This is a genomic window from Cellulophaga algicola DSM 14237 (genome assembly GCF_000186265.1).
GTDB lineage: Bacteria > Bacteroidota > Bacteroidia > Flavobacteriales > Flavobacteriaceae > Cellulophaga > Cellulophaga algicola.
The window spans coordinates 4,679,633-4,697,497 of sequence record NC_014934.1 but is presented as its reverse complement, the minus strand read 5'-3'; the positions used below and the strand labels follow the sequence as shown (position 1 = coordinate 4,697,497).

At 32.8% G+C, this 17,865-nt stretch carries 19 protein-coding genes; 14 read left to right on the top strand and 5 right to left on the bottom strand.

Features of this window, described 5'->3' with window-relative positions; translation table 11 throughout:
• The first annotated feature begins 99 nt into the window (after nucleotides 1-99).
• The gene (locus CELAL_RS20390) at nucleotides 100-1,110 is read left to right on the top strand and encodes an XdhC family protein (protein WP_013552800.1); all 1,011 of its coding nucleotides are present in this window, start codon (nucleotides 100-102) and stop codon (nucleotides 1,108-1,110) included.
• The gene (locus CELAL_RS20385; protein ID WP_013552799.1) at nucleotides 1,110-1,703 is read left to right on the top strand and encodes a nucleotidyltransferase family protein; all 594 of its coding nucleotides are present in this window, start codon (nucleotides 1,110-1,112) and stop codon (nucleotides 1,701-1,703) included. The genes CELAL_RS20390 and CELAL_RS20385 overlap by 1 nt, the downstream gene beginning before the upstream one ends.
• A 5-nt stretch (nucleotides 1,704-1,708) precedes the next feature.
• Here CELAL_RS20385 and CELAL_RS22440 read toward each other — a convergent pair whose 3' ends face one another.
• Nucleotides 1,709-1,855 carry a hypothetical protein gene (locus tag CELAL_RS22440; protein ID WP_013552798.1) on the bottom strand — a complete coding sequence of 49 codons (147 nt, stop codon included), beginning with the start codon at nucleotides 1,853-1,855 and terminating at the stop codon, nucleotides 1,709-1,711.
• A 417-nt stretch (nucleotides 1,856-2,272) separates the two neighbouring features.
• On the opposite strand from CELAL_RS22440, the gene CELAL_RS20380 reads away from it, so the two are divergent.
• Nucleotides 2,273-2,716 (top strand): cold-shock protein, encoded by a 444-nt coding sequence (locus CELAL_RS20380; protein WP_013552797.1) that lies wholly within the window; start codon nucleotides 2,273-2,275, stop codon nucleotides 2,714-2,716.
• A 52-nt stretch (nucleotides 2,717-2,768) separates the two neighbouring features.
• Here the strand turns inward: CELAL_RS20380 and recQ are convergent, their stop codons facing one another.
• Nucleotides 2,769-4,877, bottom strand: a complete 2,109-nt coding sequence (recQ, locus tag CELAL_RS20375; RefSeq protein WP_013552796.1) for a DNA helicase RecQ — start codon at nucleotides 4,875-4,877, stop codon at nucleotides 2,769-2,771.
• A 63-nt stretch (nucleotides 4,878-4,940) separates the two neighbouring features.
• Nucleotides 4,941-5,792, bottom strand: a complete 852-nt coding sequence (gene rlmF / locus CELAL_RS20370; RefSeq protein WP_013552795.1) for a 23S rRNA (adenine(1618)-N(6))-methyltransferase RlmF — start codon at nucleotides 5,790-5,792, stop codon at nucleotides 4,941-4,943.
• Between the two features lie 94 nt (nucleotides 5,793-5,886).
• On the opposite strand from rlmF, the gene CELAL_RS20365 reads away from it, so the two are divergent.
• The 3 genes from CELAL_RS20365 (at nucleotide 5,887) to CELAL_RS20355 (ending at nucleotide 9,954) form a co-directional block, all read left to right on the top strand.
• The gene (locus CELAL_RS20365; protein ID WP_013552794.1) at nucleotides 5,887-7,236 is read left to right on the top strand and encodes a DEAD/DEAH box helicase; all 1,350 of its coding nucleotides are present in this window, start codon (nucleotides 5,887-5,889) and stop codon (nucleotides 7,234-7,236) included.
• 45 nt (nucleotides 7,237-7,281) lie between these two features.
• The gene (lpxD, locus tag CELAL_RS20360; protein WP_013552793.1) at nucleotides 7,282-8,277 is read left to right on the top strand and encodes a UDP-3-O-(3-hydroxymyristoyl)glucosamine N-acyltransferase; all 996 of its coding nucleotides are present in this window, start codon (nucleotides 7,282-7,284) and stop codon (nucleotides 8,275-8,277) included.
• 123 nt (nucleotides 8,278-8,400) lie between these two features.
• Entirely contained in the window at nucleotides 8,401-9,954 is a 1,554-nt protein-coding gene (locus tag CELAL_RS20355) for a DEAD/DEAH box helicase (RefSeq protein ID WP_013552792.1), read from the top strand.
• 95 nt (nucleotides 9,955-10,049) lie between these two features.
• Here the strand turns inward: CELAL_RS20355 and CELAL_RS20350 are convergent, their stop codons facing one another.
• Nucleotides 10,050-10,733, bottom strand: coding sequence for a LytR/AlgR family response regulator transcription factor (locus CELAL_RS20350; protein WP_013552791.1), 684 nt, complete (start codon nucleotides 10,731-10,733; stop codon nucleotides 10,050-10,052).
• On the bottom strand, nucleotides 10,730-11,773 hold the full coding sequence (locus tag CELAL_RS20345) for a sensor histidine kinase (RefSeq protein WP_013552790.1): 1,044 nt from the start codon (nucleotides 11,771-11,773) through the stop codon (nucleotides 10,730-10,732). Before CELAL_RS20345 ends, CELAL_RS20350 begins: the two co-directional genes overlap by 4 nt.
• 190 nt (nucleotides 11,774-11,963) lie before the next feature.
• Between CELAL_RS20345 and CELAL_RS20340 the strand changes: the two genes are divergently transcribed.
• The 8 genes from CELAL_RS20340 to CELAL_RS20305 all read left to right on the top strand — a co-directional run bounded on the left by CELAL_RS20340 (nucleotide 11,964) and on the right by CELAL_RS20305 (nucleotide 17,861).
• The gene (locus CELAL_RS20340; RefSeq protein WP_013552789.1) at nucleotides 11,964-12,239 is read left to right on the top strand and encodes an EF-hand domain-containing protein; all 276 of its coding nucleotides are present in this window, start codon (nucleotides 11,964-11,966) and stop codon (nucleotides 12,237-12,239) included.
• 31 nt (nucleotides 12,240-12,270) lie between these two features.
• Nucleotides 12,271-13,077 (top strand): YHYH protein, encoded by an 807-nt coding sequence (locus tag CELAL_RS20335; RefSeq protein ID WP_013552788.1) that lies wholly within the window; start codon nucleotides 12,271-12,273, stop codon nucleotides 13,075-13,077.
• A gap of 19 nt (nucleotides 13,078-13,096) precedes the next feature.
• Nucleotides 13,097-13,744 carry a toxin-antitoxin system YwqK family antitoxin gene (locus tag CELAL_RS20330; RefSeq protein WP_013552787.1) on the top strand — a complete coding sequence of 216 codons (648 nt, stop codon included), beginning with the start codon at nucleotides 13,097-13,099 and terminating at the stop codon, nucleotides 13,742-13,744.
• Nucleotides 13,741-14,415: an SCO family protein gene (locus CELAL_RS20325; protein WP_013552786.1), complete on the top strand. Its 675-nt coding sequence runs from the start codon at nucleotides 13,741-13,743 to the stop codon at nucleotides 14,413-14,415. The genes CELAL_RS20330 and CELAL_RS20325 overlap by 4 nt, the downstream gene beginning before the upstream one ends.
• Before the next feature lie 206 nt (nucleotides 14,416-14,621).
• Nucleotides 14,622-15,050, top strand: a complete 429-nt coding sequence (locus CELAL_RS20320) for an FKBP-type peptidyl-prolyl cis-trans isomerase (RefSeq protein ID WP_013552785.1) — start codon at nucleotides 14,622-14,624, stop codon at nucleotides 15,048-15,050.
• Between the two features lie 479 nt (nucleotides 15,051-15,529).
• Entirely contained in the window at nucleotides 15,530-15,979 is a 450-nt protein-coding gene (locus CELAL_RS20315; RefSeq protein ID WP_013552783.1) for a KTSC domain-containing protein, read from the top strand.
• A 218-nt stretch (nucleotides 15,980-16,197) separates the two neighbouring features.
• Nucleotides 16,198-17,145 (top strand): EamA family transporter, encoded by a 948-nt coding sequence (locus CELAL_RS20310; RefSeq protein ID WP_013552782.1) that lies wholly within the window; start codon nucleotides 16,198-16,200, stop codon nucleotides 17,143-17,145.
• 23 nt (nucleotides 17,146-17,168) lie between these two features.
• On the top strand, nucleotides 17,169-17,861 hold the full coding sequence (locus CELAL_RS20305; protein ID WP_013552781.1) for a 3-keto-disaccharide hydrolase: 693 nt from the start codon (nucleotides 17,169-17,171) through the stop codon (nucleotides 17,859-17,861).
• Nucleotides 17,862-17,865 lie beyond the last annotated feature (4 nt).

The following is a 17,865-nucleotide window of genomic DNA, read 5'->3' as shown; positions in this document are numbered from 1 at the left end:
ACCAAAACAAATAGTATGCCCTCATGGCTATTAAAAATAAATGTAGTTTTGGAACCTGTTGAATTAAGTTTTTATAAAAGCAAATAGTAGGGTAGTCGTATGACGCATGAATTTAAAAAAATAGTAGCGGCGTATCAAACCGCTAGGGATCAGGGTATAAAGACAGTTTTAGCGACGGTTGTTGCTTTAGAGGGTTCTTCTTATAGAAAACCGGGGGTACGAATGTTATTATTAGAAGGAGGTAGCATGATTGGTGCTGTAAGCGGTGGCTGTGTAGAAAAAGAAATTTTAGTACAATCTCAATCTGTTTTTAAAACAGAAATTCCTAAAGTAATGACTTATGATGGTCGGTATCGTTTAGGGTGCGAAGGTGTGTTATACATTTTATTAGAACCTTTTAGTTTGTCAGACTTATTTGTAGATACGTTTAATAAGGCGCTTAAGGGTAGAATTACTTTTAAGATTACTTCATTTTATAAAAAAGAAGCTATAGAAGAAATTGGTTTGGGAACAAAAGTACAATTCCAAAATAGTAGCTATCCTGTTAGTCTTAGGCATCCTCTAAATACAGCGCTTAGAATTTTGGAAGAACGGATGATGCCATGTTTTAAACTGTTGGTTATTGGAGCGGAACATGATGCTGTTGTTTTGTCTGCTATGGCAGGTTTAATGGGTTGGGAGGTTATTGTCGTTGCGCATCCTTCAGAAGGTAAATCAATCTCAGATTTTCCTGGTATTACAGAATTTATAAGGAGTGCTCCTGAAAGTTTTCAACCTATTGGGGTAGACCAGCAAACAGCACTTGTTTTAATGAATCATAGTTATGCTAAGGATTTGTTGTATTTGCAAGCCTTGCAAGATAGTTCTCCTATCTATATTGGTATTTTAGGACCAATGCACCGTCGGGAAAAGTTGTTAAATGAACTTATTGAGAAAAATCCAGAAGTTTCAGAAGAATTTATAAGTGCTATTCATGGTCCATCCGGACTTAATATAGGTTCTATAACTCCTCAAGAAATAGCGTTGTCAATTTTAGCTGAGATTATGGCGGTAATTAGGAATGAAAATCCAATGTTTCTGAGAGATAAGGTAAATCAATCTTCAAATTAATGAAAAAAGTAGCACTATTGGTTTTAGCTGCAGGAGCATCGTCAAGAATGCAAACCCATATAAAACAACTCTTACCTTGGAAAAATAGCACATTTCTTGAGAATGCGCTAGCTACCGCTAAGGATACTGAGGCAGACCAAGTTTTTGTTGTGTTGGGGGCTAATTATGAATTGATTGTTTCAAAGGCAAATTTTGACGGAGTGTCCCTTATAAGAAATGAAAACTGGCAATTGGGTATAGGAAGTTCTATAGCAAAAGGTGTGGCTCATTTAAACAACTTAACAGAAAAATATGATGCAATCTTGGTGAGTTTAGCAGATCAACCTTTAGTGGATGCTTCTTATTATAATCAGATGATTACAGCATTTAAGAATTCAAATGAACATCTGGTGGCTACCAATTACGGAGCTAAAAAAGGAGTGCCGGCGTTATTCGCGAAAGAATATTTTGTACCACTCACACACCTAAATCAAGATTTTGGCGCACAAAAACTTTTAAATGATAAAAATGCACTCAGTATTAATAGTTCAATAAATAATATTGATATTGATACTTGGGAAGATTATCAATTGTTACTTAATAAAATAGATTAAATATATTATTGTTTGGGATTATCACCCACAGTCTCAGTGAAAGTTATTTTCCCATAATCTTGAAAAATACCACAAGAGTTTTCCTTTTTGACTAAAGATGCTGTTTCTTTTCTTTTAGCTAATGCTTCGATTTCTGGAGATAAATACGTCATAACCTGAAAATTAGTTTTAATTACTTTTTGCTAACGGACACATTTCTATATTGTTGCGTTCGATACAGCAAAATTAGTTAATTTATAACTTTGATTTGGTGTATTGTTATTTATTTAAGAATCTATTCACGTAAAGTTAACAATACAGAAAAAGATATAAGCATTGTCTAGGGTTAAAATACTACTATTTCAAATTATTTTATGTACTTTTCATTTTGCATTTTTTATATCAAAAAAACTAACTATCTTTGCAGAAGCATTGAGAGTTATTATAAAGCTCATTATCTGCGCGTTGTTGCAACTTCTTTATAGATTATTAGGCAAATCATTATTTACCAATCGTTCATTTTGAATTTCAATAACTTCACGGCGGCTTATCACAAGCACGTCTCATATTAATTTAAATTTATAATTTTAATGGCGAGAGCACAAGAAACCTTTGGTAAAAAAGAACGAGAGAAGAAGCGTTTAAAAAAACGTGAAGAAAAGGCCAAGAAAAAAGAGCAACGTAAAGCAAGCGGTGACCAAGATAGTATGTTTGTTTACGTAGATGAGAACGGACATTTAGTAGATACCCCTCCGGATCCATCCAAAAAAGTTAAAGTAGACGCTGAGAGTATTGTTCTAGGTATACCTAAGAAGGAAGAAAGTGACGAAGTAATAGATCCAGTACGTAAAGGTCGTGTAGAGTTTTTCAACGATTCTAAAGGATACGGATTTATAAAAGATACAGAAACACAAGAAAAATTCTTTGTACATGTTCAAGGTTGCCTTGAAGAGATCAAAGAAAATAACATGGTTCAATTTGAACTTGAAAGAGGCATGAAAGGAATGAATGCTGTTAGAGTTAAGAAAGTTTAACTCTAGAAAAATTTTATATTAAAGAAAGGGTGTTCATTTGAACACCCTTTTTTTATTTTTCTTTATCAAGTACCGCTAATGCTAATCGAATTTTGAAATAATCTAATTGTTCCTCAAAATGATCAAAATATGGTTTTAGAGTTGCGGGTTCTTCCAAAGCTATTTTAGCCTTTTTTACAGCTTCAACTTCACTCTTGGTTACAAAATCATAAATATTAATAGGCTTTCCATCTCCGTATAATTTAGCAATATGTGAGTATACTGTGGTAGATTTTAAGTTTCTTTTCTCAGAAATTTCATCTATGGTTAAGCCCTGCTGGTACAGTTCATAAGTGACCTTATGCGTGTCTGTTTTTTTATCTTTCTTCTCTTTATTAAACGCTATGATTTCGTTAATAAACAAATCTCCATATACCTCCAGCTTTCGTTGACCAACTCCGCTAATTTCTAGAAATTCGTCATCAGTCATTGGCCTAAATTGCTCTATGGCCTGTAGAGTAGCGTCGCTAAAAACTAAATACGCTGGAATGTCTTCGTCTAAAGCTATCTTGTGTCTTAATATGCGTAAACGTTCAAATAAGTCTCCAGTTTTCTTCTTTTTAGTTGCTTTTTCTTTCGGATTACCAATTTTTTCTAGCGCTTCTATAGGTTTAGTTAATGAAACTTTAGCTGCATTGAAGAGTACATTTTTAGAAAAAGCGGTTAACTGTAAGGCATTATGGTTTTGAAATGCGATCTCGGCATACCCTTGATTAATTAATTGGATAATGTAATGCTGCCAATCTTTCCAAGAAATATCATGCCCTATTCCATAGGTTTTTATAGTCTCTAAACCTTTTTCAATAATAGCAGCATTTTTTGCACCTCGTAAGACATCTATAATAACACCTGTTGCCTCAGTTTCCTTTACTCTGGCAATCGTAGATAATATTTTTTGAGCAATAACAGTACCGTCAAAAACTTGAGGCGGACTTTTACAAACATCACAATTACCACAATTTTCGGCTAGTAGTTCTCCAAAATAACTTAATAATATTTTACGCCTGCAGGTTGTAGCTTCCGCAAATTGTTTCATGCGTTCTAGCTTAGCAATTTGTACCTCTTGGTTAGAGGCACCTTCCGTAAAACGCCTTAATTGTATGACATCAGCATAACTATGGAAGAGAAGGGCGCTAGCAGCTAATCCATCTCGTCCGCCACGCCCAATTTCTTGGTAATATCCTTCTATATTTTTTGGCATATTATAGTGAATCACCCAGCGTACGTTAGACTTATCTATCCCCATACCAAAAGCAACGGTAGCGCATACAATTTTAGTCTTATCGAAAATAAAATTTTCTTGAACCTTTGTTCGCTCGTCAAAACTAAGTCCGGCATGGTAGGCATCGGCTTTTAATCCTTTTGCTTTTAATTTGCTAACTAACTGCTCTGTAGTTTTTCTGCTCAAACAATAAATAATACCTGAAGATTTTGGTCTTTTATCTATGAAATTCAGAATCTGTTCTACTCTGCCATCGGCAGGTCTTACTGTAAGGCTTATATTTTTTCTATCGAAAGAAGTAATAAATTGTTCTGCTTTTGTAATGTTTAATTGTGTTACAATATCTTGTCGTGTGGCTTTGTCAGCCGTTGCCGTTAATGCTATAATTGGCGTATTCGGCATCTTTTTCTTTAAAAAACCTAATTGCTGATACGAAGGTCTAAAATCATGTCCCCAAGAAGAGATGCAATGGGCTTCATCAATAGCTATACAACTAATATAAGTCTCATTTAATATATTATCTAAGGCAGGCATGCTTTCTGGAGCTACATAGATTAGATTTAATTCAGATTTTGTAATCTTAGTTATAATCTCTTGTTGCTCCTCGCTTGATTGACTGCTATTGAAATACGCAGCGGCAATACCATTTGCATTACAACCATCTACTTGGTCTTTCATCAACGCGATTAAAGGAGAAACTACCAAGGTAGTTTTAGGGAATATTAAAGAAGGCAATTGAAAACAGATTGATTTTCCACCACCTGTAGGCATAATTACCAAAGCATCTTTTTGTTCTAAAACTGAAGAAATAATGGTTTCTTGCTGTGGTCGGAAACTATCGTATCCAAAATATTTTTTTAAGGTAGGGTGTAATTGTTCTTTGTATTTGGTTAGCGACATAAAATAAAATCTATTTTGTAAAACTACGTGATTTATAAGATTGATAAAATTAGGAAGTGCAATTTAGGCTGAAAATTTCCAAGCAATAAATCTACTTTTTTTATTTCCTTGTTCCATTTCTACGGTTTGGTAGCTAGCTTTGGCTTTGTCTAATTGTTTGTAGATTTTTGCTAGATTTTCACTTTTAGAGACTAAACAAGTAAACCAGCCTACTTGATTTTTAAAAGGGATACTTTGCTTTATCATTCTCTTTATAAAGAGAGCTTCCCCACCATTACACCAAAGTTCATTTGCTTGTCCGCCAAAATTTTGTTTAAAAGCAGCGTTAGATTTTAAGTTTTTTAATTTTCTACGGGTACCAGCGATAGCTTCTTTCTCCGAAGCATGAAAGGGCGGATTGCAAAGGGTAAAATCAAAATACTCTCCGTCTTTAATAATTCCCTTAAAAATATCAGCATTAGATTCTTGACTTCTAATTTCAATCTTATCTTTAAGTAGTTCCGTATTTTCAACAGCAGAGGCAAGAGCAACTGCGTCAATATCACTACCAACCATTTTCCAACCATAGAGTTGTGCTCCAAGTATTGGGTAGATACAATTTGCTCCTGTCCCTATATCTAATCCTTTTAATTGTGTTTTACTTTTTGTAGCGGCAACCAAGTCATATATATGGTGAATATAATCTGCCCTTCCTGGTATAGGTGGACATAAATAGCCTTTTGGGAGTGTCCAAGAGGCTACCTTGTAATGATGCTTTAATAAAGCTTTGTTGAGTTCTAGTACTGCATTTGGATTAGAGAAATCTATGCTTTCTGTGTTGTACTTGTTTAAAATAACAAATTCAGCAAGTGCTTCATGGCTATTTTTTAATGCCTGAAAATCGTAAGGTGCGTGGTGTAAATTTTTTGGATGCAAACTATATTTTTATCTTACAAAGATAGGTATGTTAAGTTGCTATACAATGGCAAAGAAGAATACCATACCTTTGCAAAAATAAACTAGGTTTCCCATGAGTTCTTTTGAAGATTTCAACTTAAAAAAACAACTAAATTACGCGATTGAAGATTTAAAATTTTCAGCTCCAACACCTATTCAAGAAGCGGCTTTTTCTGTAGTTATGTCAGGAAAAGACATTGTTGGTATTGCACAAACGGGTACAGGGAAAACAATGGCATATATGTTGCCAATTCTGCAAGAAATAACATTTTCTAAGCAAATTCATCCAAGAGTTTTGGTTTTGGTTCCTACTAGAGAGTTAGTATTGCAAGTTGTAGAAAATATAGAAAGTTTTGCAAAATATATAAACATTCGTGTTTTAGGAGTTTATGGAGGTACCAATATTAATACCCAAAAGCAACAGTGTGCTCAAGGTACAGATATTTTAGTAGCAACACCAGGTAGACTTTATGATTTGGCGCTATCAAAAGCGGTAAAATTAAAAGAAGTTAAAAAATTGGTTATTGATGAAGTTGATGTCATGCTTGATTTGGGCTTTCGCTTTCAGCTGATTAATCTTTTTGATTTATTGCCAGCAAGAAGACAGAATATTATGTTTTCTGCAACGATGACTGATGATGTAGATGCACTTATTGATGATTTTTTTACAGCTCCAGAAAAAGTTTCTATAGCAGTAAGTGGTACTCCTTTAGATAATATTAAGCAAGTTTGTTATGCTGTGCCTAATTTTTATACTAAAATTAATTTACTTATTCGCTTATTAAAAGATAAGGATACCTATCAGAAAGTTTTGGTATTTGTGAGTAATAAACGCTTTGCGGATAAGGTTTTTGAAGAGATGGAAGTTGCTTTTGGTAACGAATCTTGTGTAATTCATTCTAACAAAACGCAGAATTACAGAATGCGTTCTATTCGTCAATTTGATGAAGGTAAAAACCGTATTCTTGTAACTACAGATGTAATGGCTCGTGGTTTAGATTTAGATAAAATAACCCATGTAATTAATTTTGATACGCCAAATTACCCAGAAAACTACATGCATAGAATTGGTAGATCGGGTAGGGCAGAACACCAAGGAAATTCCGTCTTATTTTACACAGAGAAGGAAGAGCCTTTAAAGGAAGCTATTGAAGCCCTTATGGATTATGAAATTCCATTAATGGCAATTCCTGAGAATGTAGAACTGTCAGAAGAACTTATTGCGGAAGAACGCCCAAGAATTATTGAAGCAGATAATCCTAATCAAAATACCTTAGATTCTCAGGGAAGTTTTCACGAAAAGAAAGAAAAAAATAAAAAAGAAAATCAAGGTGGTTCATACCAACGTATTATAGCTCAAAAATATAAGAAGCCTCAAACTAGGGGTGATAAGAATTATAATAAAAGAAATAAGAAGAAGTAAGGGAATATTGCCTATATTTAGTCCCAACCAATCTTATTTTAAGTAATGAAATCATACACGATAGCAGAAATTAACGCTGTTATAAACGGAGTTGTTTTAGGAAATACCTCAAACGAAATTAATGCTCCAGAGCAATTAGAGAAAGCAACAATTCATAATATCAGTTTTATTGGAAATCGTAAATATGCTAAACTTTGGTCTTCTTCCAAAGCATCTGTAGCAGTTATCGATAAGAAAATAGCTCTTGAGCCAGGAGAAAATAGAGCACTTATTCAGGTAGAATCTGCCGATTTGGCTATGGCTCAAATTCTGGGATTTTTTAACCCAGGAATGCCTATACTTGATGAAGAAATTCATCCGAGTGCAGTAGTACATATTTCTGCTAAATTAGGGGCAAATGTACATCTTGGTGCCAACTGTTATATTGGAAAAAACGTTACCATTGGAGATGGTACTACCATATACCCCAACGTTACGGTGATGGATGATAGTACAATCGGGATGGGGTGTACCATTTGGTCAGGAACGGTTATTAGAGAACGAACAATTATTGGACACCAATGTATTTTTCATACAAATGTAAGTATAGGATCTGATGGCTTTGGGTTTAGACCAAGTCCTGATGGTAGAGGTTTAGTCAAAATTCCTCAGATAGGAAATGTTGTTATTGGCAATGGAGTAGAAATAGGTGCTAATTCTTGTGTAGACCGTGGTAAATTTAGTTCTACAATAATTGGGGATGGTACTAAAATAGACAACCTTGTGCAAATAGGGCATAACTCTATATTAGGTCGTTCTTGTATTATGGCAGGACATAGTGGCTTGGCAGGTTCTGTAACCTTAGGAGACGGTGTTATTATTGGTGGTAGTGCATCAATAAAAGATCATACTACCTTACATTCTGGTGTAACTGTGGGAGCTGGTTCTGGTGTTATGGGAGATGTAGCAGCAGGGAAAACAGTGTTGGGATATCCTGCTTGTGATTCTAGAGATATGTTAAAACAATGGGTGGCTTTGCGTAAATTAGGTAAAGGCGCATAGTTTTGCAAAACTTTCATCTAATTAAGTTCACTTTTAATCAAAAAACTCAATTGTTTTTTAGCAATAATTTGTAAAGCCCTTTTAAAGGGTTTAATTTTGTACTCCCCCTAGAAAAGGATATTTATGACGGAGACAGCAACAGGCTTGCAAGAAAAAAAATCAGATAAAGAACTTTATAGCTACCAACAAGGAGCGATTAACAAAATTTTTGAAAAGTTCGATACTGCAGCAGATAATTATCACTTACTGTATCAATTACCAACAGGAGGAGGGAAAACCGTTATTTTCTCCGAAATGGTACGGCAGTATTTGAAAAACCATAAGAGGAAAGTTTTAGTGTTGACACACCGTGTAGAACTGTGTAACCAAACGTCAACCATGCTTACTAATTTTGGGGTGCCAAATAAAGTGGTAAATAGTAAGGCTAATTTAGACGATCAAGATCAATATATTTGCTTTGTTGCAATGGTAGAGACCTTGAATAACCGTTTAAATGATGGCAAATTAGATATTTCTGATATCGGTTTAGTTATTATTGATGAAGCACACTATAATTCTTTTACTAAATTATTTAAGTTTTTTGAAAATGCGTTTGTCCTTGGGGTAACGGCAACACCATTGAGTTCTAGTAAAGAACTTCCAATGAAAGATAACTACGATGACCTTATAACCGGTGAATCGATACAATCTTTAATTGAAAATGAATTCTTAGCACGTGCTGAAGTTTTTCAGTATGATATGGGGTTAACCTCTCTTGAAGTGGGGTCTAATGGTGATTATACAGTTAAGTCTTCAGAGGACCTGTATACGAGCCCTGCAATGTTAGATAAAACATTACAAGCGTATTTAAAACATTCTAAGGGTAAAAAAGCACTGATTTTTAACAACGGTATTAATACGTCTATTCAGATTTATTATACATTTAAAGCTGCTGGTTTACCAGTGATGCACTTAGATAATACCGCAACCAAAAAGCAGCGTAAACAAATATTAAAATGGTTTAAAGAAACACCAGATGCTATACTTTCATCTGTAAGTATTTTAACTACAGGTTTTGATGAACCTACAATAGACACGATTATTCTAAACAGAGCAACGAAATCTTTGACGCTTTACTATCAAATGATTGGTCGTGGATCGCGTATTCTAAATAATAAATCATCTTTTAAAGTGATAGATTTAGGGAATAACTATCATAGATTTGGTCCTTGGGGAGCAGATCTAGATTGGCAAATGATTTTTAAGTCTCCTAACTTTTATATGGAACGTCTTCAGAATGATGAAGATATAGAAAGTAATTTTAGACATGAAATGCCCGAAGAAATCCGGGTACAATTTGAAAAATCTGAAGAAGTTTATTTTGATATTAAAGAGGTTTATATCGATGCAACTTATAAAGGAGAATCTTCAAAAGTAGTTTTGGAGCGTTCTATAGAGCAACACGGTAAAATTTGTATAGAAAATAGTGAAGATGTGTATGACGCATTAGGTTTAGCAAAATTGCTAGATGAAGACATTGACTACAGAATACAGAGTTATGCTAAATGCATAAGTCGTAGCACTTTTAATTTTTTAAAATGGCTTAAAGATGATTATAAGCTAAAATTAAACTCATACCTCCGTCAGAATTTCGATGAAGTTTTTGAAGAAATAAACGGATTTCCTCCTGAAGATTAAAAAATAAATAACATAAAAAAAGCAGTAATTATACCTTATACTTACTGCTTTTTTATTTTAATAGCTTTTGCCTTTTAAAGGCTAAATATAAGTTCTTATTGAAATAATTCGGACTTTACTTGATCATAATAACTATCGCTAATAGGAATTAATGAGTCCGTAATAAAAAGATCTCTACCTTTTAAAGAAGTAACTTTAGTTTTGTTTACAATGTAAGACCTATGCACGCGCATAAATTGCGAAGGTGGTATTTGTTTTAATAATGATTTTAAGGATTGTAAGCTCATTATTTTTTTGCTTTCTGTATAAAAGGTTACATACTCACTATCACTTTTAATATATAATATATCTGCGTATTTAATTTTATAAAGATCATAACCAGATTTTACAGTTATAGAATCTTCAATGTTTTCTAACGGTACCGCTTTACTTTTAACTTTATTTACGGCGCTTAAAAACCGATTAAACGTTATCGGTTTTAATAAATAATCGACTACATTTAATTCATAACCTTCTAGAGCATATTCGGTATAAGCCGTTGTAAAAATAATATTGGTATCTGCGCCAATGATTTTGGCAAAATCGGTGCCATTTATAGCGGGCATTTGAATGTCTAAAAAAATTAGATCTATAGCAGAATTCTTTATTAATGGTAAGGCTTCCAAAGCATTTTCAAAATCTCCTACTAATGCTAAGTTAGGGGTGTCAGATATATACTTTATAATTAAAGTTCTAGCTAATTCTTCATCATCTATAACTATACATTTAATTTTATTCATTTTAGACTTAATTTTAAACTTACTTTAAAGCTTTCAGGTAGATCTTGAATGATCAACTCATGTTTATCAGGGTACAAAATAGCTAATCTTTTTTTAACATTTTCTAATCCTATACCCCCAACTTCATCTTTAATTTCTACAGTAATCGATTTGCTGTTTTCAACTTCAAAATAAATCTGATTTTCTTTACTGGTTACTTTAATAGTTAGAAAAGTATTATCAACTTTTTCAATATTACTGTGTTTAAAAGCATTTTCTACAAATGGAATAATAAGCATAGGAGCAATTAATACGCCTTTAACTTCTATTTCATAGGTAGTTGATATTGGATATGTTTTACTACTTTTTGTGGTAAATAATTTAATGTAGTTTTCTATATATGAAATTTCTTTAGATAAAGGTACGAAAGCTTGTTCGCAATCATAGAGTACATACCGTAACATGTTAGCCAAGTAGCTAATAGATTCTTGTGTTTTAGTAGCGCTAATCGCAGATAACGCATAAATATTATTCAGGGTATTGAATAAAAAATGTGGATTAATCTGAGATTTTAATAATTTTAGTTCTGTTGCCAAGCGTTCATTATTATTTTTTATAGTCTCTTCTTCTTTTTTTTGAGCATATAAAAGTGTTTCTAAAAAAGTACCTAGAACAGCGGAAACGGCCAAGAGTAAAAAATGAATCAAGAATTTTGAAGGAGCACCTCTAGGAGTATATCTAGGAATACCGGTAGGAATATTTTCTACTCCAGGCATTCTGGATGGTATTGGCGGTCGTGGCATTGAAAAAAGAGTAGAGCTTATATAGCTCCCTAAAACTATAGCTGAAAGTCCGATAATTAAAAACACTAAATATTTTTTTTTAAATAATAATTTAGGTGCTGCAAAAAATATGAGGCCCGCTATGAGTAGTATCTGAAAGAGTAAAGAAAGTAAATTTTCCCTAAAAAAACCAAAATCAAAACTTTGGGTAATCCATAGTACTAACCAGATAATAATCCATAATAGGGATTGAAATATAAATCTCTTTGTTGCTTTCATACCGCAAATAAAAGTAAATTATAATTAAGACATAACCCTATATAGGGGATAATTCTTTGTATAAATGTTAGTTTACTGAACAGAAAATGGGTTCTACTGATTACTTCTCTGTATGCATTGATTCTTGCTATTTGGTATTCTTCTTTTTAAGAAATTTGATGTAGAAATGTATAATCTTAAAATTAAAGTCATGAAAAATAAAGTAATTCAATTAGGTGTAATGGGCGTTTTTTTATTAATGTTTTCTTGCGGAAATGCACAAGAGAAAGGAAAGGGTAAAAAGCCGCCGACTTTTACAGAACTTCTAGAGAAAATGGATAAAAATGATGATGGTATGCTTTCTAAAGATGAAGTTAAAGGGCCATTGAAAGATAATTTTGCCGAAATAGATACTGATGAAGACGGTTACATTACGGAAGAAGAAATGAAAAAAGCTCCAAAACCAGAACGTCCAGAACGTAACTAAACCCAAATAGTAATAATTTTAAAACAATACCATGAGAAAAAAGAATTTAGTATTTAAATATGTGCCTGTAGCAGCAGGAATCTTAACGTTATTATTTGCTATTACAGCTTGCAGTAGTGATAGTGAAAGTTCTGATGATACTGTTTCTGAAGATGTAGAAGATATAGAGGATGAAACAGTAACAGAATTACATGCGGCTTATGCTGCATTTAATGCAGATGCAACTACCATTTATTTAGACGGTTCCAATGTGGTTATAGAAACTACAGGATTACCAAATCACGAAACGGTGTATTGGGGAGAAGGTGATGAACTTTATAGAGATGAGCCAGATGTATCTGTAACAGGAACAGAAAATGGAGGCGAGGGTACTACGATTTATTCTAATAACAATGCTACAACAATAACCGTAGACGCTACTCCTGATTTAACGGGTAGTACTGTAGAAACACAATTAAATACAATAGGTATTGCGGTAAGTGGAGCTTCAATTTTTAACGATCAAGAAGGTGCTGGAGATTTGGATCAAGCAGCACGTAGTTTAGATTGGACGGGGGCACATATTGGACCAGGAGTTTATCATTATCATTTAGAGCCTAAAGCGTTTACAAATGATGATTCTGAATTAGTAGGTATTTTATTAGACGGCGTTTTTCTTTATGGAAGACAATGTGATGCTATTGGCACATACCCTACAGATTTAGATAGTTCTGGCGGGCATACTGCTACAACTCAATATACAGATGGAGCAGAAGAATATCATTATCATATTATTAATGAAGTATATTCTACAACAGGTTCTTACCTAGCTTTTGCAGGTCCTTATCAAGGGTATTAAATTAAATAATTTAAGTATTATGAAATCATTTTTTTTACTACTCCTTCTTTTATTTCTAGTTCAATGTTCGGAAAGACCTTCGAAAAATATAGCAAGTACTGTAGATAGCGGTATGAATGAAGTTGAACCGCCCAAGGTGGTTGATAGTTTGGTGGTGTTAAAAACCGAATTGATTCTAGATCCATTAAAAGGGGTTTGGTCTTATGATCAAAAACCATTTAATGGCTATGCAGTTAAATATTATTCCAATGGAACTATACGAGAAAAACTTGGATTTATTAACGGTAAAAGAGAAGGAGTAGCGAAAAGATGGTCTGAAAATGCCATATTGCGGTGGCAGTCTCATTATGAGCATAATAAGTTAGTAGGCTCTTACAAAACATGGTGGGAGAATGGTGTCTTGGCAGAAGAGTCAATCTATAAAAATGGATTTTTGCAAGGTGTTCAAAAGCAATGGCATGAAAATGGTCAATTAGCCAAATTACGTAATTTGGAGCTTGGTAAAGAAACAGGAATGCAGCAAGCTTGGTTAAAAAATGGTACCTTATATGTTAATTATGAGGCTAAAAATGGTCGCGTATTTGGGTTAAAACGAGCTAATTTATGTTATCAATTAGAAGATGAAATAGTAATTAAAACTGATTCAATAAAAAAAATAAGTTTATGAAAAAGTATATTGTTCTTGTTCTATTTCTTGCTTTAGGTATAAGTTGTAAAGAAAAAACTAAAAAAGAAGCTATTAACGTAAAAGAAACGAGTAGGGTAGAAAGTTTGCCTTATTATAACGAAAAATCTTTTACACCACATTGGATTACGCCAAATACTCCAGAAGAAAAGGCGTTTCATAAAATCCCAGATTTTAAGCTTGTAAACCAATTAGGGGATACCCTGACGCAACAAAATTTTGATACTAAAATATATATCACCGATTTTTTCTTTACAAGTTGTCCAGGGATCTGCCCGCAAATGACGAATAGTATGGTGGGGCTTCAGGAAAAGTTTAAAGATGATGATTCCGTATTATTTTTATCACATTCAGTAACCCCTACAATTGATACGGTAAAAGAACTTAAAATATATGCAGATAGGTTTGGCGTAATAGCTAACAAATGGCATTTAGTAACTGGCGATAAAACTGAAATTTATAACTTAGGAAGAAATGAATATTATGTTGAAAATGATTTAGGGATTCCTAAAGATATAAATGACTTCTTGCATTCAGAGAATTTTTTATTAATAGATAAAAATAAACATATTAGAGGTATCTATAACGGCTTAAATAGAGCGTCAATGGCTCAGTTAGTCGTAGATATAAAGAGCTTAGAAAAAGAAGGCTAAATCATTATTAACAATAATTGAAACCTGTAAATTCACGATTTTGAATATAAATAGATGGAGAAATTAATTTTTTCATCTATTTTTTGGTTTAAAAAGGGTTTAAAACGTTAAGTTTTTATAAAAACTTGCAATATTTTCTTTGAACCATTTTACAACCCATAAGTTTGCATCAAATTAAAGTTGAAATTTACAAATATCACAAAATTATGAGTAAAGTTAAGGAGAATGATACCGTTCAAGTACATTATACTGGAAAACTAAAAAATGGAGAAATATTTGATAGCTCTTTAGAAAGAGAACCAATAAAAGTAACATTAGGACAACAAAGTTTAATTCCTGGTTTTGAAAATGGTTTGATAGACATGGCAGTTAATGAAAAGAAAACTGTTGTTATCCCTTCTGCAGAAGCATACGGAGAGATTAATAAAGAATTATTTCAAAGTGTTCCTAGAGCAGACTTACCAGAAGATATTAAGCCTGAAGTAGGTATGGGTCTTATGGCTAAAAATGCAGATGGTACAGAGCGTCAATTACGTGTTGTAGAAGTAAAAGAAGATGCTATTGTTATTGATGCAAATCACCCTTTAGCAGGACAAGAGCTTACTTTTGAACTAGAAGTTGTTGCTATTGGATAATTTTTTTTAAACAAAAAATCCAATAAAGGTCTTTGACCGTATATGATTATATGAAACAAAGAGTTCTTGCGGAAATGTTTACATAAATTAAAAAGACCAGTCATTTGACTGGTCTTTTTTGGTTTAGCTTGGAATTCTTTGAGTTGAGAATTACAATTTTTAAAAAGGTATTTTTTAAGTATTAAGTTAAAATTTTTAATAAGCTGCTATAGAAATTACAGCTATTAGTACAATAAATAAGAGTATAGATTTTCTCATAGGGTTATAATTAATGGTTAATACGTTCAATATTAACATTTAAATAGGCAATTAAAATTTAATTAGTTCCAAAGTCAATTTTTTCGATAAAGCGTAGATTACTAGTGAATTAAGCTGTTCCGGTAGTTGATAATTAAAATAGTAAATTATCAGCATAATAAATTGAGGTAAAACCAATTAATTGATGTAGTTTCGCGCCTGATTTTGAAAAAGTTAAGATAATGAAACGCATCAACGAGTATAAAAAATTGTTTTCTGTTGAAAAGGATATCGAGTTAAAAGAATTAAAAAATACATACCGAGGTTTAGTTAAGCAATGGCACCCAGATAAGTTTCTTGAAGGAGATGCTAAGAAAGAAGAAGCAGAGCTAAAGAGTAGACAAATTATAGATGGTTATCATTTTTTAGTAAGTATTGCTCCTGAAACAAAAGCGGCTAATTTAGAAGAGTATACTAAGTTAACGAATGAATCTGGTATTTTAGATTTTCAACATAAAGGTTTACTATTAGAAGTTACTTTTTTAGATGGCTCTACTTATGAGTATTTTGGGGTTCCAAAAACTATTTATGTTAAGTTAATCAACTCTCCAAAACAATACCGTTTTGCTAAAAGGAGTATCTTTAATAGCTACATTTACCGTAAGTCTAAAAAGACCTTACAAGAAGCATAAATTATATGCTTACTATATGTTTAAAATAACCTTGCAATTTAATTGCAAGGTTATTTTTTTGCACAATTTTCTGTAATTTTTGCGGTACCCATTACGTAAATCTTGAAATAATAAATCTTAAATAATTTAAAATTTCAGAAGAACTAAGTAGACTAATTAATGAATTTTTAGAAACTTATTCTTAATCTTGCATAGAATTTTAAAATGTTGACATTCTTATGGCAAAGTCTTCAAATACCCTATTAATTATTCTTGCTTTTTTTGCTATTTATGTAATATGGGGTTCTACCTATTTACTAAATAAAATAGCCGTTACAGAACTTCCTGCGTATATGCTTGCAGGAATACGCTTTACCACGGCAGGATTATTAATTTTCGGAATATGTAAAGTTTCTGGAATCTCTATAAAAATTACACTAAAACAATTTAGAAATAGTTTTATTGCAGGATTTCTATTCTTAACCTTTGGGAATGGTGTATTCGTATGGGGCTTAAAATATGTAGACAGCAGTTTTGCAGCATTAGAGGTTGCAGCAATGCCGCTTATTGTTTTAATTCTAATGCGCGTTGTAGATGGAAAGAAAATTAAACCTATGTCTATTGTAGGCGTAATTTTAGGGGTCATTGGTATTTATTTATTAGTAAGTCAGAAACAAATTGTTCAACAAGATGAGTCCTTATTAGGAATGATCATTATCTTCTTTTGTGTATTGGGTTGGTCTACAGGGAGCTTATTTGTTTCAAAAGCGACACTTCCTCAAAGTTACTTGGTAAATACGGCATATCAAATGGTTACTGCAGGTATTACTTTAGGAATAACAAGTTTGGTCTTAGGTGAAAATTGGTCGTGGCCAAGCACTTGGAGTGGACCTGTTCAACTATCCATGGGGCTTTTAATTATTTTAGGGAGTATTGTAGCTTTTTCGGCTTTTAATTATTTATTAAAGACGGTTTCTCCTGAGAAAGTAGCAACATCTAGTTATGTAAATCCAGTTATTGCATTACTTTTAGGGTGGTATGTTTTAGATGAAAATATAACGAGTCAATCTATACTGGCAGCAGGGGTCCTATTAACTGGCGTATTTTTTATCAATACGAAGAAGAAATTAGTAATGTTTTCACATTTTAGAGGAAAACTTAAAAATACATCAGAGGATATTAAATAATTAGTTTTAAAAATTAGAAATCAATGTCTTTAGCTTCAAATTTTTTTAGTATTTCACTTCTTGTACTAGTATTAAGTTCATGTACAGAACCTACCCAACCTTTATTTAACGGCAAAGATTTATCAGGCTGGCATGTAGATGTACCTGCAAAAGATAGCCTAAAGGATGCACCAAGTTCTTTTATTGTAAGAGAAGGGAACTTGGTGAGTTTAGGAGAACCAAGAGGGCATTTAATTACCGATAAAATTTATAAGAACTATAGATTAAACATAGAATATCGTTTTACCAAAGAACCAGGTAATTGTGGAATTCTTGTTCATGCTTCTACGCCGAGAGCCTTATATGGCATGTTTCCAAAATCTATGGAGGTGCAGATGGAACATGAAAATGCGGGAGATTTTTGGTGTATTCAAATGGATATCACTACGGAAGATATGATCCTTCGTAGAGGACCAAAAAACGAATGGGGAGTTGTAGAAGGAAAAGCGCGTAGGATTAAAAATTTAACCGAAGGCTCAGAACATGCTTTAGGAGAATGGAACTCCATGACGATAGAATGTTTTGAAGATAAAATTAAAGTATGGGTGAATGGTGATTTTGTAAACTATGGCTATAATGCTGATGAAACAAGTGGGCAAATTGCTATTCAAGCAGAAGGAACCGAAGTAGTGTTTAAGACGCTAGATTTAACTTCAATTTCTAAGCTTACCGACTAGTACT